The organism is Nostoc sp. DedVER02, assembly GCF_034530675.2.
GTDB lineage: Bacteria > Cyanobacteriota > Cyanobacteriia > Cyanobacteriales > Nostocaceae > Nostoc.
Map to the genome: position 1 here is coordinate 89,404 of NZ_JAVRCP020000023.1, position 25,813 is coordinate 115,216.

General features: G+C 41.8%; 16 protein-coding genes. 7 read left to right on the forward strand and 9 right to left on the reverse strand.

Annotation, left to right across the window (positions count from 1 at the left end):
- Nucleotides 1-34: 34 nt before the first annotated feature.
- The gene (locus RMZ41_RS21600; RefSeq protein ID WP_322641120.1) at nt 35-253 is read left to right on the forward strand and encodes a hypothetical protein; all 219 of its coding nucleotides are present in this window, start codon (nt 35-37) and stop codon (nt 251-253) included.
- A gap of 959 nt (nt 254-1,212) precedes the next feature.
- A complete protein-coding gene (locus RMZ41_RS21605; protein WP_012408115.1) occupies nt 1,213-1,524 on the forward strand; it encodes a DUF6679 family protein in 312 nt (103 codons plus the stop codon).
- A gap of 106 nt (nt 1,525-1,630) precedes the next feature.
- On the opposite strand, the gene RMZ41_RS21610 is transcribed toward RMZ41_RS21605, so the two are convergent.
- The 3 genes from RMZ41_RS21610 to dnaG form a co-directional block, all read right to left on the reverse strand.
- On the reverse strand, nt 1,631-3,298 hold the full coding sequence (locus RMZ41_RS21610; RefSeq protein ID WP_322641121.1) for an MBL fold metallo-hydrolase: 1,668 nt from the start codon (nt 3,296-3,298) through the stop codon (nt 1,631-1,633).
- 833 nt (nt 3,299-4,131) lie between these two features.
- Nucleotides 4,132-4,599 (reverse strand): DUF29 domain-containing protein, encoded by a 468-nt coding sequence (locus RMZ41_RS21615; protein ID WP_322641122.1) that lies wholly within the window; start codon nt 4,597-4,599, stop codon nt 4,132-4,134.
- Between the two features lie 134 nt (nt 4,600-4,733).
- Nucleotides 4,734-6,677 (reverse strand): DNA primase, encoded by a 1,944-nt coding sequence (gene dnaG, locus RMZ41_RS21620; protein ID WP_322641123.1) that lies wholly within the window; start codon nt 6,675-6,677, stop codon nt 4,734-4,736.
- A gap of 178 nt (nt 6,678-6,855) precedes the next feature.
- On the opposite strand from dnaG, the gene RMZ41_RS21625 reads away from it, so the two are divergent.
- From RMZ41_RS21625 to RMZ41_RS21635, 3 genes are all read left to right on the forward strand, one after another.
- Nucleotides 6,856-8,208, forward strand: a complete 1,353-nt coding sequence (locus tag RMZ41_RS21625) for an N-acetylmuramoyl-L-alanine amidase (protein ID WP_322641124.1) — start codon at nt 6,856-6,858, stop codon at nt 8,206-8,208.
- 271 nt (nt 8,209-8,479) lie between these two features.
- Nucleotides 8,480-11,068, forward strand: coding sequence for a BsuBI/PstI family type II restriction endonuclease (locus RMZ41_RS21630; protein WP_322641125.1), 2,589 nt, complete (start codon nt 8,480-8,482; stop codon nt 11,066-11,068).
- A 239-nt stretch (nt 11,069-11,307) separates the two neighbouring features.
- Entirely contained in the window at nt 11,308-12,942 is a 1,635-nt protein-coding gene (locus RMZ41_RS21635) for an alpha-D-glucose phosphate-specific phosphoglucomutase (RefSeq protein ID WP_322641126.1), read from the forward strand.
- A 332-nt stretch (nt 12,943-13,274) separates the two neighbouring features.
- On the opposite strand, the gene RMZ41_RS21640 is transcribed toward RMZ41_RS21635, so the two are convergent.
- The 3 genes from RMZ41_RS21640 to RMZ41_RS21650 all read right to left on the reverse strand — a co-directional run bounded on the left by RMZ41_RS21640 (nt 13,275) and on the right by RMZ41_RS21650 (nt 20,134).
- Entirely contained in the window at nt 13,275-15,140 is a 1,866-nt protein-coding gene (locus tag RMZ41_RS21640) for a tetratricopeptide repeat protein (protein WP_322641127.1), read from the reverse strand.
- 318 nt (nt 15,141-15,458) lie between these two features.
- Nucleotides 15,459-18,665 carry a PAS domain S-box protein gene (locus tag RMZ41_RS21645; protein WP_322641128.1) on the reverse strand — a complete coding sequence of 1,069 codons (3,207 nt, stop codon included), beginning with the start codon at nt 18,663-18,665 and terminating at the stop codon, nt 15,459-15,461.
- A 167-nt stretch (nt 18,666-18,832) separates the two neighbouring features.
- Nucleotides 18,833-20,134, reverse strand: a complete 1,302-nt coding sequence (locus tag RMZ41_RS21650; protein WP_322641129.1) for an adenylate/guanylate cyclase domain-containing protein — start codon at nt 20,132-20,134, stop codon at nt 18,833-18,835.
- A gap of 108 nt (nt 20,135-20,242) precedes the next feature.
- Between RMZ41_RS21650 and RMZ41_RS21655 the strand changes: the two genes are divergently transcribed.
- Nucleotides 20,243-21,853, forward strand: a complete 1,611-nt coding sequence (locus RMZ41_RS21655) for a DEAD/DEAH box helicase family protein (protein ID WP_322641130.1) — start codon at nt 20,243-20,245, stop codon at nt 21,851-21,853.
- Nucleotides 21,783-22,997, forward strand: a complete 1,215-nt coding sequence (locus RMZ41_RS21660) for a DUF790 family protein (protein WP_322641131.1) — start codon at nt 21,783-21,785, stop codon at nt 22,995-22,997. The genes RMZ41_RS21655 and RMZ41_RS21660 overlap by 71 nt, the downstream gene beginning before the upstream one ends.
- Before the next feature lie 92 nt (nt 22,998-23,089).
- Here RMZ41_RS21660 and cas6 read toward each other — a convergent pair whose 3' ends face one another.
- The 3 genes from cas6 to RMZ41_RS21675 form a co-directional block, all read right to left on the reverse strand.
- Nucleotides 23,090-24,229 (reverse strand): CRISPR-associated endoribonuclease Cas6, encoded by a 1,140-nt coding sequence (gene cas6, locus RMZ41_RS21665; RefSeq protein WP_322641132.1) that lies wholly within the window; start codon nt 24,227-24,229, stop codon nt 23,090-23,092.
- Nucleotides 24,230-24,640: 411 nt separating this feature from the next.
- Nucleotides 24,641-24,910 carry a type II toxin-antitoxin system Phd/YefM family antitoxin gene (locus RMZ41_RS21670; RefSeq protein ID WP_322641133.1) on the reverse strand — a complete coding sequence of 90 codons (270 nt, stop codon included), beginning with the start codon at nt 24,908-24,910 and terminating at the stop codon, nt 24,641-24,643.
- A 74-nt stretch (nt 24,911-24,984) separates the two neighbouring features.
- Nucleotides 24,985-25,314 carry a Txe/YoeB family addiction module toxin gene (locus tag RMZ41_RS21675; protein ID WP_322641134.1) on the reverse strand — a complete coding sequence of 110 codons (330 nt, stop codon included), beginning with the start codon at nt 25,312-25,314 and terminating at the stop codon, nt 24,985-24,987.
- Between the last annotated feature and the right edge of the window lie 499 nt (nt 25,315-25,813).

The following is a 25,813-nucleotide window of genomic DNA, read 5'->3' on the forward strand; positions in this document are numbered from 1 at the left end:
GAGATAATAAATTATTTACTCTGCGCTAACCAAGATGATTCGCACAATTATTGAATCTGCTTTCCAAACTGGATATCTTAGTGTTGAATCTGAGGGTTTACTTCATCAAGTACTCGCTACTAAATGCTATCAGCCAGAGGATTTGACAGCCCTTGCAACCCTATATGATGCAGTTCGTGCAGGTAAAATTAAACGAGAAGCATCCTCGTCGAACGTGCTTATGGAATTTCCTTTGCCACATAAATCTTGCTGATACTGCAAAAAAGCAGAAGAACTGAGGAAAAGCTTGTGTAAAATTTTATTTATCACCATTTTGTACTTATTAAATCCTCTAAATATATATAAGTAGAACAGCATAAATATTTGTAGTTGGATAAGGCAGGGAGCAGGGGGCAGGGAGCAGGGAGCAATAGAACTGTCCATAAATAACACTCTTCTATCACTCTCCGAAAACATTTGCCATTTCTGAATTTTAGAGCCTTTGTATAGCAAGAGATTGCGCGATTATTTTCTAATAACACATACAAGACCATTTTTTTCTAATAGTATAATTTGTATTGATTGCCTCATGAGGCTTCTAGCGATCGCTCCCCTGGAATGTGACAGAACCTATTTACGGACGCGCTTGCTTCCGTTATGGATGGAAGAAACAAGTACAGTCCTCTTCCCTTCTGCCCCTGCCCCCTGCCTCCTTTCCCTTCATCAGGCAAAAAATCTTAAAAATTAAAAACTCTTTGGGTGTTGTTGCTGAAAACTATCAAGGTCAGCAGAAGAATGAGTTAAGATCAGATACAAGTGGGTAAAAGTAAAGCCGAGTCCCCGGACTTCCCAGAAATGCCAATGAGTAAAAGTAGGGAAATTAAACAACCGCAATCCACGATTGTTTCGGAGTATTATCTATTACATAATGGTAAGAATGACTGACCAGGAAATATGATCCTGCTTAAGACAGGTTGCGAATTATCTGACTTCTATGAAGCAGATTATTGCATAGAACAAGCCAGAAGGAGATGATTTCATTGCAAGAACAACCGTTGATTTATGACTCAACATTTCTCGAGATTTTGACAACTCCAAGCAAATTTTGGGATTGGGTCGTGAAGCTTACTTGTTCTTAAAGGTGAAATTAACCTCTTAAAGGTGTAATGTAATGGGGTAGAACCCAGATTTTGAAAGGTTTAACTACGTTGTTTAAAAAGGCAGAAACAATACATGCTACACCGCAAGATTTATCAACTGTGTTGCGATGGGCGCGAGGTATGTGTTTTCTTGCGGGACCAGCAACGCTGGATTGAACGCGCCCGCATCATAGACATAGAGGGAGATTTAGTAACCCTACGCTATGAAACAGAAGAAGAGGACGAAGTTTGTTCTTGGGAAGAAATGGTTCGCCTCGAGAGCATTGGTGCTGTAACGCAAAAACTGGCTTCAGTACCGCGCGGAAATGTGGAACCTCTGATGACTGAAGATTGCCCTGAAGCAGAGCGCATCCACAACCGTTACACTGACTCGAATCCAGAATAAATTAGTCATTAGTCATTAGTCATTAGTCATTGGTCATCGGTCATTAGTCATCGGTCATTAGTTAAAAATGGCAAAGGACAAAGGACAAAGGACAAAGAGCTAATGACTATTGGCTATCATTCAAACCTTCAAAAGCAGGACAGTAACCTTCGAGAGTTACCTTAAAGTTATACAATGGCGAAGCTGGGTTCCAACATCTCTGCCCTCTTTGATGTCGGCAAGTACCGCAGCAGTCTACATCTGTCCATGTATAGCGATCGCTATTTTGGCTAAGAAGTTCTCGTTGAGACAATCCCCTTAAGACTAGTTCTTCACCTTGCCAACGAGCTTCGATTAAACCAGTATCGGCAAATTGCCGCCAACGCGGATCGGCTGTAATCATATTCTGTAGGGTGATTGTGATTACTGTTCCTAACTCTGTCAGTTCACCCTCGTAGTTAGTTTCTGGTGCTGCTGGTTGTAAAAATGTATCACCGATAGGCAGTTCTACTAAAGTGTTAGCCGCCGGAGAATGTATATGGTAGCGGTTTTGCAACTCCTCTAAGCTAGTCAAGTCTGCTAAGTAAGCAGGAGAACCGTGGACAAAAATGACATGCTGGGGTCGCAAGTTGTGAATTAGCTGCGTAGTACCAGGGCCATCGCTATGTTGAGCTAAGAGATAGGTTTCGACAGTGGTAGGTGCTAAATATTCTTTATTAACTTTTATATCAATTTTTTCTGGCAGAAGGATTAGCCAAGGGCCTGTATCTAGCTGGCAGTGCTTGTTCAAATCATCTGTAGAGTCGGTGAGAACAATACAAGGTGACTTGCCCACAGTGGGACGATGTTCTGCTTGTAAACGACGCACGCGGGGACGTACCCGTTCATCCCAAAATAAGGGTTGATGACGGGCAAAATTCTGTACAGATGGCGGGAGGTGGGGTAGCAGTTCTAGATACGCATCACAACCAGTAGCAACAGCACCATCTACCCAGATATCTAAATCTCGTCCGGTGAAGTGGTGATGAGAGCGTAATAGCATTAGCATCTCTTGACCCAATCCTAATGCAGGAGTGGGCAGGATGACAGAACAATGGTCAGCGATCGCGCGATTAATTCGTTCTGCTAGTTGATTTTCTTGGTTGCGGCGGTGAGGATGACGGGATGTGCCATAACTACCTTCAATAATTAGCACATCCAAATCTAAGCCCCGCAGTTCCTCTAAACGCAAACCTTCTACCAAGCGGGAGTTTGATAAGAAAAAATCTCCTGTGTACAGTAACTTGTAGGTACGTTGCTTGGTAGTGTAGGTAAGGAGAATTGCCACTGCCCCTGGTAGATGTCCGGCGGGAAATAATTCTGCTACCAAACCATCTTGGAATTCTACAGGCGATCGCAACGGCAAAGCATGACAAGATTTGGAAATTTCCTCAGCGTCTTGGTCTAACCAATTCAGTGGCAGTAATTTACTGGTTACTTCGCTACCATAAATAGGTAACTTGGGAAAAGCTTTATGCAGTGCCAGTAAGCCCCTAGCATGATCTGGGTGGGCATGACTAATCAAAACTAAATCTGCTGGCAAGCGCGAACTAGATTTACCTTCCGACTTCCTAAGCCCCTTAGCCAGCGATGAAACATCTTCCATACCACAATCCAATAGAATGCGGTGTGGGCCCATCTTCACCAGTAAACACACGCCCTCATTGTCATGCTGGACACTATAGGGCAAACATTCTAATTCACTACCCGCCTCCAGAGCATCTACGCCAGAGGATGCCGACAGATTATCCCTCATGCTCTCCTCCCCTCAAATCTCGTCATAGACATATCCCAAAATCCAAAAATTACACAAATTTTGGTTTTGTGACTTAGGGGTAAGTTTTATAGTGCGCCCCTACACCCTGAGAATACAGATTTTGATTGGGGAGGACACCTTTCCGAACCCGCACTGCTTCGGAAAGGTGGGCTAACTAAAAGCCATCAAACTAGGAGCTAAAGGAGTTTGCGTGTATTTTCCCTTTGCAAGTTCTGAGCTATCTTAGCTAACTCACCCTACGCGAAGCCGCATCTACAGATTGAAGTCAATGTGCAGAGCCATTTCCGTGATAGTTATCGGAATCATAGAATCCATTTTTCGTGCCAAAAAATAAGCACGAAAGCGTGAATATAACTGTTAATCCAGCTAGAATCAGCTTTACATCCATTTGCTTGCTGCCCCTTACTCAAGACTTTCTTATATTAATTTAGTGCTTTCGCAATCAAATGTAATCACTAGAAAATCTTTACTATGCTTATGTTGATTGGACAATAAGTAAATTTACTTGTAATCAGTCAGATTGTAAAACCTTTCGGTTCACCTGTCTATCCATTTAAATGTTAAGCAATGTAACAATGAAGAAAGGAAAGGGTAAAGGGGAAAGGGTAAAGGGTAAAGGGTACCAGTGACTTAAAAGCTCTTGTTTCAAATATGGACACTGATTTTTATTGCACTACGTGTCTTAAAAATCTTCTTTTAATATTTTCCATATTTAAAAATAGGGGCTTTATACCGTGTGGGAAAAGTTTTACTCTTTTTTTCCTTTACCCCTTCCCCCTTCCCCTTTACCCCTTTTCGGTAAGAGCAATCCTCTATAAGCCGTAAAAATCCTCATCTAGAATCTGGTCAATTGAAAAAGGACATACGGTGGGATACTCATTTTCGTGGGGTATGCGAACCCCAAACTTAACTAGCTTGCTTTCTTTAATCCCTAGCTTGCGAGCGTCTGGGTAGGCTTTTTCCACTGCCTTTAAGAGAAAACTTTTTAGAGAAGGAGTATCTGCTAAATTATTCAGAACTCGCTGACGATGTTCAAGTATTGAGCTAAACCTGCTTCCTTTCATACTATCGGGTACATCATGCTGAACTCGTAACTTGAGTAAATGTGCCAACAGAATTGTCAGATTGCTTTTCAGGGCATTTTTCTCTGCCTTACCTAAATCAACTAGCTCCTCAATCAAATGCTCAATATCCAACGCCTCAAATTCATGATTTTGTAACTGTTGAATGGTTTGCTCAATCCATAATTGCAAATCTTGATCGTATAGCGTGTTAGGCATTTTTCAGATCAACTCCTAGTGATTTAAGATTCCAGTTAGCCCCGAAACCCGATTTGATCATAGCGATGAAAGCGATCGCACATCCAACGCTAACTTGATTTTTGAGATAAATAGACTCCCTGCTGAGGATATTTCTACAACAAGTCTGTGATGGAAAACAGCCGTTGCCTGTCTATTTTCTGAAGCTTAATTTTTTCGGCGTAGAAAGCCTGATAATAAGACTGATAACGCTCTGGTTCGGCTTCTGGATCGGTTTGTTGCCATAGTTCTAAAAAGTGACGATAGCGTTTTTCCAACATCACCAAATCCATGCAAGCGATCGCAGCTTGAACTACTTGCGGAGTCCGAAGTATTTCTTTCTGATTCTTTTCATTTACATGGAATAAATGGGAAATTAACCCCATCTCGCTGCTAAATTCTAAAAAATGGTCTTGCAAGCGGGAAATTAAATCTGGTTGAGACGCAAAATTTCTCGTCTCTTCATCACCGGATGAAATTTCTAAAATCTGTTGCCATAAAAATCGGTGGTGAGAAAGGCTAAATTGCAAATCTCGCTCCTCTAGTTCGGCAATAATCGCTTGACGCTGTTCAGGACAATGCAAGTAAATTCGCAGTAATAAGGCTTCTGCGTGTTCTAAAAGGCTGCGTTCTGTAGGAATTGGAGAGTGGGAAACTTGGCTATTCCCCCATGCTTTTTTTGCTGATACAGGCTTAATGTATGCAGCCGCAGCCGGAGCAATTTGAGTTAGCAGATTTTCGACTCTCAGGGGTATAAGTCGGGTATCTCCCAAGCTGAGTATTTCTGCACAGTAGGAAACGTAATAATTTCTTGTATCACTGTTAGCTATATTTTTAAGTAATTTGACTAATTGCTGAGTTACTTGCTGAAAATCAGTAGCCTGTTTCAAATCCCGATCTTGAATAATCTGCTGAATCTGCCAGTCTAACCAAAGTGGGGCATTTTTTAGCAGTTCTGCATAATCTTCTGGAGTATGGCTATGCAAATATTCATCAGCATCTTTACCATCGGGTAAATTCAGAATTTTTAGTTGAACTTCGCCCTTGTATGCTAGTTCGGCGATTTCCCCGATCGCACGTTCGGCGGCATTGGTTCCAGCTTTATCAGCATCAAAGTTGAGTACTAATTGTTTAGATTCGGTATAGCGTAATATCAGCCGGACTTGTTCTAAGCTTAAAGCTGTACCGAGGGAAGCAACGGCGTTATTAATACCAGCAGCGTGGAGAGCGATCGCATCAAAATATCCCTCTACCACCACGGCTTGATCGAGTTGGGAGATTCCACCCTTGGCTTGATCGAGGGCAAATAATGTTTTACCTTTACTAAAAAGTTCCGTTTCTGGGGAATTCAGATATTTAGGTTGTTCATCAGTCAGAGTTCTGCCACCAAAGGCAATGACACGCCCTTGGACATCGCGGATGGGAATCATTAGGCGATCGCGGAATACATCATAATAACCGCCTCCTTCCTTGCGTGGCTTGATTAATCCCGCTTTTTCTAGTATCTGCGCTGGGTAATGTTTATCTTGTACAAGATAACGATAGAGAGTTTCCCAACCTGCGGGGGCATAACCTAAGCCAAATTGTTGTATAGTTTCTTGTTTGAGTTGGCGGTTAGATTGCAAATATTCAAGTGCTTTTTGTCCTTGAGATTGTCTGAGGGCATGTTGATAAAATTGTGCTGAGGAAGCCAAAACTTCATATAACTGCTCGCGCAAAGATAGCTGACGCTGTAATTCTTGGCGTTGTTCGGGTTCGAGGGTTTGTACAGGTACTTGGTAACGCCGCGCTAAATCCAGGACTACATCAGCAAAAGAGCGTTTTCCCAATTCCATGACAAACTTAATCGCATTTCCCCCAGCTTGACAGCCGAAGCAATAGTACATTTGCTTAGTTTGGCTGACTGTGAAACTGGGAGATTTTTCATCGTGGAAGGGACACAAACCAATAAAATCCTTCCCACGTTTGCGTAAAACTACGTACTCAGAGACGACATCTACAATATCAGCCCGTAGTTTAACTTCCTCAATTGTATCTGGGTGCAAGCGGGGGATTTGCATATTTTGTCATTAGTCATTAGTCATTGGTCATTAGTCATTGGTCATTGGGCATTAACTTTGAAAAAAGGACAAAGGACACAGGACAAATGACTTCTGATAGCTATTATATTCTTGTTGCTAGACCAAGAATGACTAATATAATTGCTTACACTTAATTTTATCAGAGGAAATACTGAGGATGGGACGTATTTTTATTTCTGCGGCTCATGGAGGCAAAGAAGCTGGAGGGGTCGATCCAGGTGCGATCGCAGGTGGTACAACTGAAGCTAAAGAAATGATTCTGCTGCGAGATTTGATTGTTACGGAACTGAGGGCGCGGAATTTGGAAATTTTGGCGGTTCCCGATGACTTGAGTGCCGCCCAAACCATCACTTGGATCAATTCTCGTGGACGGCGGGGTGATGTTGCCTTGGAAATTGAATCTAATGCGGCTAATAGCCCTTCTGTGCGTGGGGCTAGCGTCTTTTATATTGCGAATAATAGCGATCGCAGGAGCAATGGTGAACAATTGTTAGTGGCATTGTTGCGTCGCGTACCCCAATTACCGAATCGGGGAGTAAAGCCAGATACAGATAGTGGATTAGGTAGTTTAGCATTTTGTCGCCAAACAACGCTTCCAGCTTTGGTGATGCAAGTGGCGTTTCTTAGCAATCCAGAAGATCGGGCTTTGCTGCAAACTCGTCGCCGTGATTTTGCTTTAGGAATTGCCGATGGATTGGTAACTTGGAGTCGCGTAATTGATCCCACCCCTGGAACTCCAGCCGAAGCAAATTATCCGCCAATAAATATTAATATTAATGGACAGAATTACTCAGAGAAAGGAGTTTTAGTAAATGGAAATGCTTACATTCCTATTGATTTAGTAGACCTTCTACGGATTGACCTTTCAAAAGCAGCTAATGTCAATCGGATTACTTATCATAAAATAGTTTATGTCAAAGCCATTGAACTGCGAGATTTTAATGTCGCAGTCACTTGGGATGCTGGAACTCGTACTGTCAGTTTGCGATCGAATTTGATGGTTTGTCCTGGTCAATTTTCGCGCGTGATGTCAAACGGTAATACTTCAGAAGTCCAGTTACAATTATTTCTCAGAAACAATAATGAAAATGCTTTGGCGAAGTTTCCTGACATCCCAAAACTTTATCGAGAAGAATCAGGGATAGAAGGAGTTAACTATGATATTGCCTTTTGCCAAATGTGTGTAGAAACTGGATTTTTAAGGTTTGGTGGTGATATTAAACCAGAGCAAAATAACTTTGCAGGCTTAGGTGCGATCGGTGGTGGTTCAGAGGCTGCATCTTTTCCAAGTGCCAGAATTGGGGTGAGGGCGCATATCCAACATTTAAAAGCTTACGCTAGTTTAGAACCTTTGGTACAGGAAGTAGTAGATCCAAGATTTCGCTTTGTGACGAGAGGAATCGCACCATTAATCGATCAGTTATCAGGACGGTGGTCAGCAGATTTAGAGTATGGTACAAAGATTTCAGCAATGCTCAAACGATTATATGAGTCAGCAGGACTTCTTTGAGTCAAACTTGCACTAATTACTTACTCCCTCTCTTCCTTGGCGTACTTGGCGGTTCGTTTAATAACCTCATAGCAAAATGATATAAGGTTCTGCACAGTGCGATCCGCTTTAGACATCAGGATGCCGTAAATTTGTTATAGCAATCCTGTTAATCTGTGAAAATTATTTTGTTTAACGAACCGCCAAGGACGCAGAGGGCGCGAAGTGTAAAAAGAGAAGATTTTATAACTGATTTAGGATTGTTATATAAACTTGATAGCAATTAAAGAAAATGACCGCGATCGTTCCATCAAGTAGTAGAGCGTTAGTAGCAAGTCATAACAGTAGTTTTAACTTCATCAGTCTTGCAGAAATATCAAGTGGAAACTTGCTTGCACAAGTGGATCTTCATCGTGCTATAGCAAGTTTAAAGCTAAGGCAAGACAAAAAAGCATCAATGGGTCAATTTTTGACTCCCGCCTCAGTAGCACAATTGATGGCTGAGATGTTTAATTGGCTGGATTTGCCTGAAATATCCTTGCTTGATGCTGGTGCAGGAATTGGTTCGTTACTAGCCGCTTTTGTAGCAAAAGTATGCCAGCAGCCACAACACACATCAAGTTTGCGTGTTGTAGCTTATGAAATTGATCCTTTTCTAATTGGATATTTGCATCAAACTCTAGAGCTATGTAACAAGGAATGTCAACGTGTGGATATTTTCTTCAATTACGAAATTCGTGAGACTGATTTTATCGAAGATGCAGTTAAATTGCTTCAGGTTGGTTTATTGAATAGTGCAAACACAACAGAATTTACCCATGCTATTCTCAATCCGCCTTATTTAAAAATTAATGCTAATTCCAAGATGCGCGAATTGCTGCGTTCCATTGGTCTAGAAACTAGCAATCTTTATACTGGTTTTATGACTGCTACAGCGCAGCTTCTAAAACCAAGGGGAGAGTTTGTAGCGATTACGCCGCGCAGTTTTTGCAATGGGCCATATTTCCGTGACTTCCGCAAAATGTTTTTAGAAATGATGGCTTTACAAAAAGTACATCTTTTTGAATCGCGGCAAGAAGCATTTAGTGACGATGATGTTCTCCAAGAAACTATTATCATCCAAGCTACAAAACAAAGGCAAAAATATAGCAATGTCATCATTAATACCAGTTCGGGTGCTAATGATGACTTAATAATGTCACACTCTGTCCCATATACAGCCTTAGTTAAACCTGATGATCTAGAGCAGTTTATTCATATTATTCCAGATAATATTAGCCAACAAATCGTTCAGATAATGGAACTTTTAACATGTACGTTGAAAGATTTGGGGCTAACAGTTTCAACCGGACGGGTAGTAGATTTTCGAGCAAAAGAGTACTTAAAGACAAATTTAGAAAACAATACCGTTCCTTTAATTTATCCGGCGAATTTATCGGATGGATATGTAGAATACCCAAAAATAAATAAAAAGCCTCAAGCGATAATGCATATAGAAGAAACAGCAAATCTTCTAATACAAAATGAGCATTACGTCTTATGTAAAAGGTTCTCATCGAAAGAAGAAAAAAGGCGTATTGTTGCAGTGGTCTATGATGCCGACCAATTTAATTATGCCTATGTCGGCTTTGAAAATCATTTAAATTACTTTCATGAAAATGGGCGGGGACTTAGCCTTACATTGGCTCGTGGGCTTGCTGTTTATCTAAATTCAACCCTAGTTGATGCTTTTTTCCGGTTGTTCAATGGGCATACTCAGGTCAATGCAACAGATTTGCGAAAATTAAAGTACCCCAATTTGGAACAGTTATTGTCTTTAGGGACAGCGATAAAAGAGCGGTCTCCTTCGTTGGAAAAAATTGATGAACTTATAGAAAATCAGCTGTTGGGTATGTCGAATCAGCCAGAAAACAATCCAATTGGAACTAAGTCTAGAATTGATGAAGCATTGCAAATTTTGACACAATTAGGCTTTCCACGAACACAACTTAACGAGCGATCAGCTTTAACTCTCCTGGCGTTGCTTGACTTAAAACCAACAGACTCTTGGCAATTAGCAACTTCCCCTTTGGTGGGAATTACGCAAATGATGGATTTTATGGCTCAATATTATGGCAAAACCTATAAGCCCAACACGCGGGAAACAGTTCGCCGCCAGACAGTCCATCAATTTCTGGATGCAGCTTTGATAGTTGCTAATCCAGATAATTTAAGCCGCCCTATTAATAGTCCCAAAACTGTATACCAGATTGAAGAAAGTGCGCTGGTGCTATTACGAACCTACGGTACTGACGAATGGGAAAAGAGCATAAGCACATACCTTGCTTCGGTTGAAACCCTGAAAAAAAAGTATGCTCAAGAACGTGTGATGTCTCGTATTCCAATAGTGATTGCAGGGGAAATCAAGACTTTATCACCAGGTGGACAAAATATTCTAATTGAAAAAATTATTAATGATTTTGCTCCTCGTTTTACTCCAGGTGGGAAGCTGATCTATGTTGGCGATACAGATGAAAAGTTCATCCACTTCGATGAAGCAGCATTGGCAGATTTGGGCGTTAATATTGATTCTCACGGTAAAATGCCAGATGCGATTATTCACTTCACAAAAAATAACTGGTTGGTGTTGATTGAAGCTGTAACGTCACATGGCCCAATTAATCCTAAACGCAAGAAGGAACTTGAAGTTTTATTCAGAAGTGCCCAAATACCTTTGGTGATGGTGACAACATTTCTCAGCCGTAAGGCAATGGTGGCATATCTGGCAGAGATTGCTTGGGAAACAGATGTTTGGGTTGCTGAAGATTCAACTCACCTAATTCATTTCAATGGTGAATCTTTATTGCAGGCTTACCAAATAGAAAAGAAGCAAAGTTCCTGAGCATATAGCAGAATTGAGGTGTCTGGTTAAATTTTCAACGCAAAGGGGCGCAGAGGTACGCGCAGAGGCACGCAGAGAATTTACTACGAATTAATGAAATGGTGTATTTAGTAAAGCTTTGCGTAAAAACGAACGACTCCAGAGGTACAGAGGATACACAAAGGTTTAATACGGGGCAATTTTTTTTGTAACGAACTTATGCAAAGCTGTAAGAGAAAATGCCTTGTTAAACACGATCTATGAATATCCGTAAAGTCTCTACTACTCCCTTTAGCGACCAAAAGCCCGGTACTTCTGGGCTGCGGAAAGCAGTTAAGCCTTTTCAGCAGCCCCACTACTTGGAAAATTTTATCCAATCTATCTTCGATTCTGTGGGGGAATTACAGGGGCAAACTCTAGTTCTGGGTGGTGATGGTCGTTATTACAATCGCCAAGCCATTCAAATCATTTTGAAAATGGCTGCTGCTAATGGCATTGGGCGGATTAAAGTTGGCCAGGGGGGGATTTTGTCTACTCCTGCAACTTCCGCTATTATTCGCAAGTACCAGGCTATTGGTGGCATCATCTTGTCTGCTAGTCATAATCCGGGCGGGCCAAATGGTGACTTTGGTGTGAAATATAACATTGGCAACGGCGGCCCAGCACCAGAAAAGGTGACAGAGGCGATCTACGATCGCAGTAAAGTAATTGATAGCTACCAAATTCTGGAAGCACCAGATGTAGATTTAGAAACCTTGGGTGAGTCACATTTGGGAGAGACTGTAGTTGAGGTGATTGACTCTGTGCAAGATTATCAAGAGTTAATGGAGTCCTTGTTTGATTTCGATCGCATTCACCAACTGTTGACTTCTGGCAATTTTCGGATCAGCATCGATGCCTTACATGCGGTAGCTGGCCCCTATGCCCATGCCATTTTTGAGAAACGTTTGGGCGCACCAGTGGGAACTGTGCGTAATGGTACACCCCTAGAAGACTTTGGGGGCGGACATCCCGATCCAAATCTGGTTTATGCCCATGAGTTGGTGGATATTTTGTACGGTGACAATGCGCCAGATTTTGGAGCAGCTTTTGATGGAGATGGCGATCGCAATATGATCTTAGGGCGTAGATTCTTTGTCACTCCTAGCGATAGCCTCGCAATCTTAGCCGCAAACGCCAAGCTAGTCCCTGGTTATAGTTCGGGTTTAGCTGGTGTAGCGCGATCGATGCCTACTAGTCAAGCTGTAGATCGAGTGGCGGCTCAGATTGGAATTGAATCTTATGAAACGCCTACTGGTTGGAAGTTTTTCGGCAACCTTTTAGATGCGGGTAAAGCGACTCTCTGCGGTGAAGAAAGCTTTGGTACTAGTTCTAATCATATCCGCGAAAAAGATGGGGTATGGGCTGTTCTGTTCTGGTTGAATATTTTGGCAGTGCGGCAACAATCTGTTGAGCAAATTGTCCGGGAACATTGGCAAACTTATGGACGCAATTATTACTCCCGCCATGACTATGAAGGGATTGAAATTGAGCCAGCAAACACTTTAATCGCAAGATTGCATTCTTTATTGCCAACTCTTAAAGGTAAGCAATTCGGTAACTATCAAGTTGAATACAGCGATGACTTTAGTTATACCGATCCTGTTGATGGCAGCATTAGCGAAAAACAGGGTATTCGTATTGGCTTTACCGATGGTTCGCGCATTGTGGTGCGACTTTCTGGGACGGGGACTCAAGGTGCAACGCTAAGAGTTTATATAGAAAGTTATGAGGCAGATCCCGCTAAACATAATCTCGATCCACAGGAAGCACTTGCTTTTTTGATCGCTATTGTTGAGGAGATAGCCCAGATCCGCGAACTTACAGGGCGGGAACAACCAACTGTTATTACTTAGTAATAAGTTAGGAGTTAGGAATTGGGAGTTAGGAGTTAGGAGTTATTATTTTCTTCTTTAATTTCTATCTTCTGTTTCCTATCTCTCAATACTGTTCGGTTAAGGCAAGAGACGCGATGAATCGCCGTCTCTACAATAATCATTTCGTTTTGACGGCTATTTATCGCATCTTTGGGATCTATAATTTCCATCAAAAAACCTTAAACCGAACTGTATGATCTTGACTCCTGCCTCGTTCTACCAATTCACTCAAATTTTGAAACAGATCCAAATCCAGAAAACCTTGTCAAATATGGATTTCTTAATTTTGAATTTTGAATTTTGAATTGATATTACATATCTTGCTTGTATACTTCTAATAATTTGGGAATGTAATCATAGCCATCTACACCAATTACTGCAATGATTTTAGGGCGATGTTGCTGTAAGAAATTTTGGAATGCTTCTGTGCCGATTTGCCCCTGTAAAATTGTCAGTAAACCTGCTGCTTGTCGCCACTCATTAGAAGCTATTTGCTCTAAAAGATACATTCCCAAGCAACCTGTGTAAACGGTTTTTTCAGCATTTTGGAGATAATAATAAGCTTCTGCTAAATAAGCTAAGTTCCGCCCTTGGAGATATAAGTCGCCAGAAACTTGCGCTGTTTTAAAGCCATCTTCAAGATATTTAATTGCAGTTTGGTGTTCTCCAATTACTAAATAAGCGATTCCTAAGCTGCTGACGCATAAAGCTTTACTTTGAATATCGCCTAATTTTTCTGATAATTTTAAACCTTGTTCTAAATAGTTAATTGCGGCTTCATAAGTTTCTGGTTCTAGATTTTCCAGTTCTTGAGCCTGCATGACTTCGCTGTAACCTAAGTTTACTAGTGCGTTTGCTTCACCTGTGCGTTGGCTTTGCCCGCCGTAGGCATCGCCTGCTTGCCGACTCAATATTAATGCTCGTTGGCTGTAGTTAATTGCCTCAGCATAACTTTGCTGTTGCACATAAGTACGGCTGAGGTGGTTGAGATTGGCAATTTCACAGGCGCGATCGCCTGCATTTCTGGCTATCTCTAATGCCTGCTGATGAAAATCAATTGAGCGCTGGTATTGTCCTAAAGCACGCTGGGAATAACCTAAAAGGGTCAAAATTCGCGCCTTTTCTTGAGTTCCCTCGCCTCGTCGCAATGGTTCATCCAAATAATCGAGGGCATCTCGCAAATAAGTGCCAGTGAAAGAGGCAAAAATCCCGCCATAAAAGGGGAAATATGGACGCTGGGCAAAGGTTCGCAAAATCTGGAGCATGATTTGAGAACAAGCATCAGCGTATACTGCCGAAAAGCTTCCAAAACCACTTGCTAATTGACTCCAAATTACTGCAAAGGTCAAAAAAGTGGAAATGGACAACTTTGGCCCCGCCTTAACATCGTAAGCTTGTTGGTCAAACCAGTTAATTAGCCCCCGTTGCAAGAACTGTAAAATCAATGCCATTTCCACCCAATCTCTGAGGGTGATTCCCCGTTGTCGCTGGGCAAACTCAATTGCGGATTCTTCCATCGCTAAGGTGCGAAGCAGTGCTTTGGGTAACTCGCTATTGAGTTGTTTTGCCCAACTTGCCCAAGGGCCACGTTCTCCAGGTACGCCGCCAAATCCTAAAGCTTCTTTTTGCTCGTACATCCAACTGAGCAAGTTATCTTGCAATCGTTGCCAAGAAGCTAAACCACGGGTAATCCCTTCGGAAAACTGTTGTAAATCAGCATCTGCCTGGGCAAATTGCTGTAATGCTTTTGATAATTGCTGTAACTGTTGCAAATTTAGCGGATACTTCTGATTGGGATCTGTAATCCGTAAAAATGTCGCTAGACGCTCGTCAGCCAGGGCTGTAGTAATTTCTGTAACGGCGGAAGCGATCGCTTCTGTGGTTTTGTTTTGCTCTTGCCAACGCTGCCATTGGCTTTGAATAGTCTTAATGGCTCTCAAACTGCGAGTAGCCTTAGCTTTCTTGAGTTCATCTTTTTCACTATCTACTTGGCTTTGAAGGGCATTTAGGCGATCGCTCAAAACTAACTCAAAGACTTCCCCTGTACCGGAAGTAATTCCTTTAAGCAGCATTTGATACACCATTTCAACAGAGCTAATTTTGCCCTTGAGGGTGGTTTCGACAATTTCATCGATTAAAGCAAGATAGCGATCGCGCAATGGCAGAGAATCTGACACTTTAGCTATTAAGAAACGTCACGTCAATTCTAATTCTAGCCCCCGTCAAGGGACTTCCAACAACAATATCCCTCGCTGTCTAGGCAGGGGAGCAGGGGGCAGGAGGCAGGGGGAGAAAGAAAAATATTATCTGAGTAAATTGGATAGTTCAGGACTTACGCAAGAACCCTCTAAAACTCTTATTCCTTTGTGTCCTACCCTTCGGGAAGCCACTTCGTGTCTATGCGTCCTTTGCGGTTCGTTTTCTCATGATTTTGCGTAAGTCCTAAGATGGATTCAATATTTCTTTTTAATTTTTAATTTTTAATTTTTAATTCTTCAAGTGCGTCCAGTGAGGTTGGCAACTACAGCAGCTAACTCGGCGGGATTCACTGGCTTAGGGACGTGGAGTTGAAAGCCTGCTAACAACGCTTGTGTGCGATCTTCCGCTCTAGCATAAGCTGTCAGCGCCACTGCTGGAACCCGCCCTCCTCGTTCTGCTGGTAGTGCCCTCACTTGCCGAATTAGTGCATAGCCATCTTCTTGTGGCATACCGATGTCGCTCACCATTATATGAGGACAAACTTTTTGTAAAGCAAGCAGTGCTTCACTTGCAGATGCAACTGCTATAACTTGCGCCCCATACTGTTCGAGAATTGTGGTGAGTAAATGACGCGCATCTGGCTCATCATCAACGATCAGCACTCGCAAGTCATCTAGTCTGGGTAGGTAATTGTTAGCCTCTTGGATATTTGTTAGAGATGAAAGCTGCTCTGGTGTATTAGCTTCTACATAAATTGCTTTCATGGGCAGATTGACAATGAATATCGCTCCCTGCCCGATTCCTGGACTTTCCACGGAGACTGTGCCACCGTGTAATTCTACCAAGTGGCGGACGATCGCTAACCCTAATCCTAGTCCGCCGTGCGATCGCGTAATCGAACTGTCAGCTTGACGGAAGCGCTCAAATACATGGGGGAGAAATTCAGCAGCAATCCCCATTCCTGTATCGCTGACTCGAATTTGCACGGAAGATTCAATTCGTTCTAATTGCACATCAACTCTGCCGCCCTTGGGTGTAAACTTGACGGCGTTGGAGAGCAAATTCCACACAACCTGTTGTAAGCGGTGTGTATCACCCACAATTACCCCGACTTCACCATCAAATCTACAGTTGATGCTAATTTCTTTAGCCTCGGCTGCTGGGCGCACAGTATCGATTGCCGCTTCTACAAGTGGTACAAGTTTTATCCGATGCATACTTAGATGAAGTGTGCCTCTAATAACCCGTGATACATCTAGAACATCTTCAATCAGTTGTGCCAGGGATCTAGTGTTACGCTCAATTGTCTCTAGGGCACGTGCAGTAGTAGTTTCATCAAACTTGCGACTCCTAAGTAGCTGCGTCCAACCTAGTATGGCGTTTAAGGGTGTGCGGAGTTCGTGGGAGAGGGTGGCGAGAAATTCATCCTTCATCCGGTTTGCAGCTTCTGCATCAGCGCGTGCTGCTTGTTCGCGCTCAAGCAATTGTTCGCGTTCTTGCTCTGCTTGTTTGCGATCGGTAATATCGAGCATAAATCCATGTAGTAGCTGCGGCCCATTCTCATCCCGCACGACATTAACAATGTCATATAGCCAGACGATTCTGCCATCAGCAGCTAACATTCTGTATTCAAATTCATAATTATTCAGTGTTAAAGAAGATTCTTGACAATACTGGATAGCCCACTTCCGATCTTCTAGATGCATGTGTTTTTCCCAGAAATTATCGATGTACCAATCTGACAATGGATAGCCAAGAATCTCAACAGTTTGCGGCCCTACATAAGTAAAATTTCCGGTATTGGCATTTACCTCCCAAGGAATCATGCGGACTTTTTCGGTTAGTGCTTTTAACCGTTTCTCACTCTGTTTGAGGGCTGCTTCTGCTAATTTATGAAGTGTAATATCTGTGATTAGAGCAACAAATCCTTCAACTTTTCCTTGCTGATTGAATTGGGGAACGTAATTTACATTTATGTAATGGTGTGTGCCATCTTTATGGGGTAATTGGGTTTCGTAAGTTACTTGTTCTCCTGAAAGTACTACTTCTACATAAGGAAGAATTGACTGATAAACCGACTCTCCGAGAATTTCTCTAATGTGTTTACCATAAATTTCGGAAGCGGGTAGTCCATACCAATCTTCATATCCCTTGTTATTAAAGCGATAACGCTGCTGGGTATCAACATAAGAAATCTGGACAGGTACTGCATTTGTAATTAGCCGTAGTTCATCTTCTCGTTGATGTAATGTTGCTTCGGCTCGTTTGCGTTCTGTGATGTCGCGTTGAGTTCCCCAGGCTCTAACTAAAAGCCCATTTTCGACAATTCCCACCAGATTATTCAAAAAATATTTAGAATTACCTTGCTTATCTATTTCGTGAGATTCTGCATCAATTAGTCGGTAGTTAGAACGGATAAAATTACGCAGGTATTCAATATTATGTGGATCGGAGGGAACGAGAAAGTCTCCTAATCTGGCGTTGATAATTTCTTCGGCACGAGAACAGCCATACATCTGCGCCATCACATTGTTGCATTCTGCTAAGTAAACATATTGATAAAAATGTTGAATTTGTTCATCTTCTGGACAGTCTTGCGAAATTGGTACTTCTAGCTCGATGCACCAAATACCTTCTGAACTCTGCTCTAAAAAAGTGCGGTAGCGTTCTTCGCTTTTGCATAGGGCAAGCTCCATCTGTTTGCGATCGCTTAAATCAAGTGCAAAAGAGATAATATCGTGAGAATTATTCTCTAACAAAGCAGAACCTAACAAGATGGGAACACAGGTTTGATCTTTGCGGATGTATTCGTTCTCAAAAGGCTGACATACACCTTTGGCTTTGAGTTGTGCGATCGCGCTGTTGTTTGCTTCAATATATTTTGGTGAGATCATATCGCGCCATCGAACCCGCCCGGCAACTAAATCTTCTTGCGAATAACCTACTATTCGTAAAAAAGCATCATTCGCTTCTGCGATCGCTCCGTCCATATTGGCTACAATTACCCCAATAATATTGGACTCTACCAACCTTCTCAGCTTTGCTTCACTCACCTGTAACTTCTGTAAACTGACTTGAAGATGTTGTTTGGCAGTGCGTAACTCTGAATTTAGCAAGCTGATGAATGTCGTCACCAAAACAAACAAGCCTAACCGTCTGACGCTATCTAGATTCGCAACCGAAAGCGAAAAAACAGGCTCTAAGAAAAAATAGGTGACGGCTAAAGTAGACAAAGCACTAGCCATCAACCCTGCTTCCATACCGCCATACGAGGCACTAACCGCCACGGCAGCAAAAAACAGCAAGAAAATAGTTGGTTTCAGTAGTGGCTGTAGCAATAGCGTTAGCAGCAATGCGCTACTAACAGCCAATAATGCCACAGCATAAGGTGATAGAAGGGAACGTGTTCCTTTCAATGTGGCCTCTCCTTGTATGCAGCTAGCTAAAGGATTATTCCCAAAATCAGCTAGATAATGCGACTCCGAATAGCCCGTCGTAGACATCGCTCAACATTTATTATGCATCGGAAAAATACACATCAAAGCAGTTGGGTCTTGTGAATCTATCTAAAGTAGTAAAACTCAGCTTTAGCAGATGTTCAATAGCTAATATTTATCACTCTAATTATAGACTTTAGATTTTGGTATATCTTTCAAACAGTATAGTTACATTAAATTTTTAAATTCATTCCTTTGAGGATATAAGTCATCATTTCTCCTTTACCTTTAACCTGAATTAAACCTCGTTTTTCCAACAAGTATTTATCCTTTAAAACCTGATAAGTTGCTTCACAAACCTGGATACTACCTGCTATTCCATGTGATTCCATTCTACTAGCAGTATTTACTGTATCTCCCCAGAGATCGTAAGCAAACTTTTTCAGACCAATTACCCCTGCTACTACTGGCCCTGTACTTATACCAATACGGATGCTAAATAATTGATTGTTTTCTGCATTGAAGGTAGCTATAGCATTTTGCATATCCAACGCCATATCAGCTATTACTGAAGCATGATTTATAGACTGATTCGGTAATCCGGCAACAGCCATATATGCATCGCCAATAGTCTTGATTTTCTCTACCCCGTGAACTTCTGCTAATTGGTCGAACAAACAGAATATTGTATTTAATAACTCGACTAATTCCGCAGGAGATGTCCGAGTTGAAAGCTCTGTAAAACCAACAATATCGGCGAATAGTACTGTAACTTCCAGAAAGCTATCGGCAATAGTTGTAGGCTGTTGTTTTAATTGTTCTGCAATCATCTCTGGCAGGATATTTAGTAACAGCCGTTCAGATTTTTGCTGCGCTAGTTCCATTGCTTTACGCGCGTAAAACTCTTTTTCTCGCAAACGCTCGTATAAATAGACGGAGAATACACAAATTATGCAAGTCCAAAAAAAGTATAATCCTTGTTCAACATAAAAAGCTGAGGGATTTTTCAAGATGGGATTATATAAGAGATATAAGGTTAAATAGCAAATTATAGTTCCGAGTTGAGATATTAAATGCATCCACCATTGAACTGGAATGATTGTTGCCTGAGTGAGAAACATCAAAGTCCAAATATTGGTTCTAGGTTCCAGATTATTAAACAGCAAAGCTATATCAATTTGGACAACACAAGTTACAGCCCAGGATAAACTCAAAAAAATTAAGTCAGGATAGCGGCGGCCGATAGGAGTTTTACATAAACCCCAGCAAAGAAGAATGAATAATTCTACTACAGCCCCAATTTTAAAGGCGTATATCTTGGCTTCTAGAGATGAATTTGCCCAAAGGAAAAAAGCGATTAAAGTCAAGCCAGCTACCGAAAGAATCTGCGCTTGCAATTGCAGCCGTTTTAGTAAAAAGCTCTTTCGTTGTTCTTGATAGGATGCCGCAAGGTTATTCTTGGTTTGCCGATGGGACATTCCATGACTAATGAGCGCATCTAGTTGGGTTTTATCTGAGTTACTTGGATGAATCATGCACTTTTTGCGTTATTAGTAATCAAGGGACTAGGGAATGGGACATGGCGAATCAAATTACCCATGCCCAATGCCCAATTCCCAATTTCCAATTTCCAATCCCCATAAATGGCTCGTACCCCTACACTAAATTTTGATCGTGGCACATTAATTTTGCATCCACCACCACGCGGTAAAGGTTGGATGGATTATGCTACGTGGGATGATAGAGTTGAAAAATTCCGCATTCCAGCAATTAGATACCGATCGCTAGTGGAAGCACTACAAGCGGAAGATGTGTATTTTATCGATGAGGCAAAGCAATTTTATCCTGTAGATTTGGTTCCCACTCTGGAAATGGAACCCTATCCCCACCAGACTGAGGCGCTAGCAGCTTGGAAACTGGCGGGTAGGCAGGGGGTAGTTGTGCTTCCCACGGCGGCGGGAAAGACTTATTTAGCACAAATGGCGATGCAGTCAACGCCGCGCACAACGCTAATTGTTGTGCCAACTTTAGATTTAATGCATCAGTGGTATGCACACTTAGTAGCAGCTTTCCCCGATGCTGAGGTGGGATTGCTAGGGGGTGGTTCGCGGGATAGAACAGCTATCTTAGTTGCAACTTATGATAGTGCAGCAATTAACGCTGAGGCGTTAGGGAATCAATATGCGTTGATTGTTTTTGATGAATGCCATCATTTACCGACAGATTTTAATCGGGTGATCGCTGAATATGCGATCGCACCCTATCGTCTGGGACTCTCTGCTACACCAGAACGCACCGATGGTAAACACGCTGACTTAAATATCCTTATTGGTCAAGAAGTATATCGCAAACGCGCCGAAGATTTGGCGGGGAAGGCGTTAGCAGAACATGAAATTGTCCAAATTAAGGTGAAGTTATCGCAACTTGAACGGGAAAGATATAACCAGTTAATTCAAACGCGCAACGACTTTTTGAAGCAATCTAAAATTTCTTTAGGGAGTCTGCAAGGTTGGCAAATGTTTGTGCAAATGAGTGCGCGATCGCAATCTGGAAGGAGAGCAATGTTAGCGCATCGAGAAGCGAAAGATATCGCTTTGGGTACTGATGGAAAGTTGCGAATTTTGATTAATTTATTGGCAGAACATTATCCGGCAAGAATTTTGATTTTTACTGCTGATAATGCGACGGTTTACCGCATTTCTCAAGAGTTGCTAATTCCGGCAATTACTCATCAAACTCCTGTGAAGGAACGGCATGAGATATTAACCAAGTTTCGAGAGGGTAAATATAATACTTTGGTTGCTTCTCATGTGTTGAATGAAGGGGTTGATGTACCTGCGGCAACTGTGGCAATTATTTTATCTGGTACGGGTTCGGCTAGGGAGTATACTCAGCGCTTGGGGAGGGTTTTACGGAAGGGGAATATTGAGAATAAGCAGGCGATTTTGTATGAGGTGGTGGCGGAGGATACCAGTGAGGAGGGGACTTCGGCTAGGAGAAGAGGACAAGGGGACAAGGAGACAAGGGGACAAAGGGAGAAGAAAGGGAATTTGCAGGTTGTGTATGGGAGTGGGAAGGAACGGAGTTTGAAGGCTGCGGAACAGTTAGAAATTAATTATTCAGTCCAAAATCCAAAACTTGTACTGAGCGAAATCGAAGTATCTAAAATCCAAAATTCAGCAGATGTTACCAACAGATTTACTGATGCATCGCCAAAACGGAGAGGAGATCATTCCGAAGAGACTGAAGATTGATAACAAAACTTCGGAGTTGGCGATTGAGTTAATTAATTATTTTCAATCAGCTGTGGGGAAAACTCAAGGTGTGCTTGAGCGACAGTTGACTGATTTTGAAGGAGATTCTACAGATTATCGGGTAAAGCGGGGATTAGCTTATATTCTCAAAAGTAGTTTTTGCACTTTTGAGGTGGTTAGTCCTTTGGAACCACAAATGTTAAGAGAACGGGTGTTTTCTCTGGCTGCAAAGTCTGTTTCTAGTCGAGAATCCACACAAGTTACTCTGAGTAAAATTGCTGATGAGTTAACTCAAGAACTTGAACGAGAAGTTTTAATGGAACAGGTTCGCAATGGGTTATATGCTGATTTATCTGAAAATAAAATTTTGACTGTTTTTGATGCACCAACAGCGCCAGATTTGTTAAATAGATATAACTTATCTCAGGTGCAGGGTGTATTTTATAAGGCCAGTCAACTGGTGTTAAATGCTCATCGCAATGTTCCAGGTGAATATAAGCTGTTATTTCGCTATCTAAAGTTATTTCAATTGATGGCTTATATTGAGGGCGATGCTGACCACGGGTTTACAATTACGATAGACGGGCCGACCAGTTTGTTTAATCCTAGTACGCGATATGGGTTAGCGATCGCTAAACTTATTCCCGCTTTACTTCACGTTACGAAATGGAGTCTTTCTTCTATTCTCCAAACCCGCGACGCTTATACAAATACTTGGAAAACTGGACGTTTCACCCTGAATTCCGAATGTGGTTTAGTATCGCACTATCCACCAGGGAAACCCTACGATAGTATGTTAGAAGCATCCTTTGCTGATAAATGGGATGCGTTGAAAAGCGGTTGGGCGTTAGAGCGAGAAGTTGATTTAATCCCAATTCCTGGTAGCGTGATGATTCCCGATTTTCGCTTAGTGCATTCTGATGGACGTACCTTCTTATTAGAAATCGTTGGTTATTGGCGGCCAGAATATTTACAAAAGAAGTTTTCTCAGGTGCGCCGGGCTGGACGTGACGACTTAATTTTAGCAATTTCTGAACGACTTAATTTAGAAAAGGCGGGAGTAAAATTAAATGATGTCCCCGCGAGAATTGTTTGGTTTAAAGATAAGTTATTACCGAAAGCTGTGTTAGCTGTAATGGATTGAAAAAGGAAAAATTAGATGAAAGCTATAGAAACAATTGCCATCGTTACTAAAGATGGTAAAATCACAGCGCAATTATAAATTTCCTTTATTATTCAAATAGAATTATCCTTGAGCATCCGCCGAGCTAATTTTACATAAGTTTTCACGGTAGCGTAGGGCATTTCTAAATCTTGGGATATAACTTGCAATGATTCTCCCATCTCCCGGCGTGCTAAGATAGTTGCCCATGTAGAAGCAATTTTATCAGTGCGATCGCCTCCTGTGCGTTTTCGTTGTGCGGTGAATAGCGCTGTCAATTCATCAATGCGTTCTCCCAGCAGATTTGTTAGCACCTGAGTTGGTGAGTTTACCTCTGATTCCACCCAATCTAAGCGAGTTTGTCCCAATCCAAAAGTAGTTTTGTGCCCCGTACCGCAATAGGGAGCCAGTCGAGCTAAAGCATAAAACAATCGCGTAAACTCAGAGTTAGCCAAAGCAGCCTTACTTAAACCACAGGACATTACCCCTGTGAACCCAGTCACCGAACCCCGTTTACCTGCTGCTACCTTCATCGATTCCAACCGATGCTGATGGATAATTACCCCTTCATCTATCCAGTCGAGAAAAGCTTCTTGTTCAATAGGGATTCCCGAAAAGTCATTCCAGCGTCGCAGGTAGCTATGAAAGAGATTAACAGGTACTGGGAGGGGAAAATGATGACCCTTACGGCGAAAGCTGGTAGGCGAGACAAAGCTGAAATTGACATTAGAGGGTTTTTCTGGTGATAACTGCAATAGTTGCGCGTAGGTAGCCGATGGATGGGCGATACTTACCTGTTTTATTTGCAGAGGAGCATCTCTTAAATCCACAATTTGGGGTAGTTGGGTTAACCATTGTTTGAGAAACTGCACCACTCTTTGAGATAAAGCATTAACGTGCCAGCGATAAATTTGCTTGGCTTCTAATTGCAATTGTCTACCACTGGCGAGAAGTTGACCTGACAGCGCAGAAATATTGAAGGGCTTTTCCGACTCTCCATCGTGCAGATATGCAGAAAGTTCTGGGTTGAGTTGCCGTACTTGGTCAAGAAACCACGCATGGAGTCCAATTGTGTACTGTGAGTAAAGGGAAGTGGAAGTGCTTGGCTCAAGTTCAAACACCAATCCCACTAGTTCAGTGTCGTCTGCCCATGTAGGAAGAGACTCTGGCTGTGGCTTAGTTTTGCGCCTAGTTGATGTAGCTGCTTTTGACATCGCTGATTGCTATACAAACGATGTCAAGTATTGTACTTAATTTCCATCCCCTTGGGGGGAGGAAGGCGCATTAATCTAATTATTTTTGTCCCCTTTCAGGGATGAGATATGCAGAAAGTTAAAAGGCGATCACACTTTCTGGTTTACCTAGAAATATCTTCAGTAAGAGGCTAGCTTTTCGGTTTAGTCCCCTTGCGGGGAAGTGGTGAAGACCGAATCAACTGTTCAATCACCATACTAGAGCTGTGTTTTAATCCCCTTACGGGGAATATTAGAAAAACACTTAATTACTCTAGTCAATTTAGACAATAGTTGAATATTTTGCAAAAGTCAAGCCACTAGAAATTGAATAAAAAATAGCATCATATCTCTGAGTACTTCCTCACTAATTCTTCTCGTTCACGTATCAATTTATAATTCATCGAACAACTCATCAATGCTTTGAGGTTGAACTATGTGAGCTTTAGCTTGCTCTATAGCAGTATGTAGACGAGCTGCATTAGCTGGGGAGCTAAGTAAGTATATAGTTTCTTCCATACTGCTTAACTCATCAGCAGCAATTAGTGCAACATTGTCACCACCCTCTATCTCTATAATAAGAGTATCCCGGTTATGAACTACTTGCTTGCAGAGTTCGTCTAGGTTAGCTTGAGCTTCTTCGTAAGTTATTTGAATTGACATTTTTGGTATTTCCCAATGATGTAATGCTCTCTTCTACACAAAAGGCTTTAGAGCTACATCACTAGCTTTTGCCTTTACATGTCGTCGTAATGAAATCGAGCTTGAAGAAAATCAATTTGGTCAACACTTACCAAATAGACAATACGGTGCTTTTCATCTATTTTGCGCGACCAAACATCAGAACCTTGATACTTAAGAGGTTTTGGATGTCCCTTACCTTTAAATGGATCTTGCATGATACCCTCCATTAGCTGGCGGATACGAGCTAACTTTTTGGGCGATGTCTTTTTCCAATAATTGATATCTTGTTTGAATTGGTCATTAAAGACCGATTTACGTAAACTTTCTTCTAATTGGTCATCGTGGCGAACATAATCTTGATCATCTGAAGGGTACTTCTTCATAACTATTGCTCTCTTTATTTGAGGATGTTTTAAAAGTCGCAAAGTATACTAGAAACCCCTCGCCAAACTTCTCCTTCAGTGGGGGAGAGGCTTTGAAACCTCCCTTCCTTGTGATGGTATGGGGACTAGGGGGGTTAGGTTTTAGAGGTTTTGTGTTACCAACAATACTTTTAAAATCTCCTCTAAAATACAATCTAGATGATGCTTGAATAGTTGATTCAGTCGCTCTATATGAGGCTTGAAGAGTTGGTTCGGGTGAATATAAAGGTTTAAGTCTATACATATATCCATGTCTCCTGGTACAGCATTGAAATTTGCATTACTAACAGAAAATTATTTGAAGTATAAATCCTATATTACAAGCATTACACTGAAAATAACCATAAATAAATTAAAGTTGTTAATTTTTCAGTCAGTACATTTAATACCAATTTAATATGAAGCTGCATAGAAAAGAGCTTCTAAAATAAAGTTATAAGATGAGATAGATATTACCTCA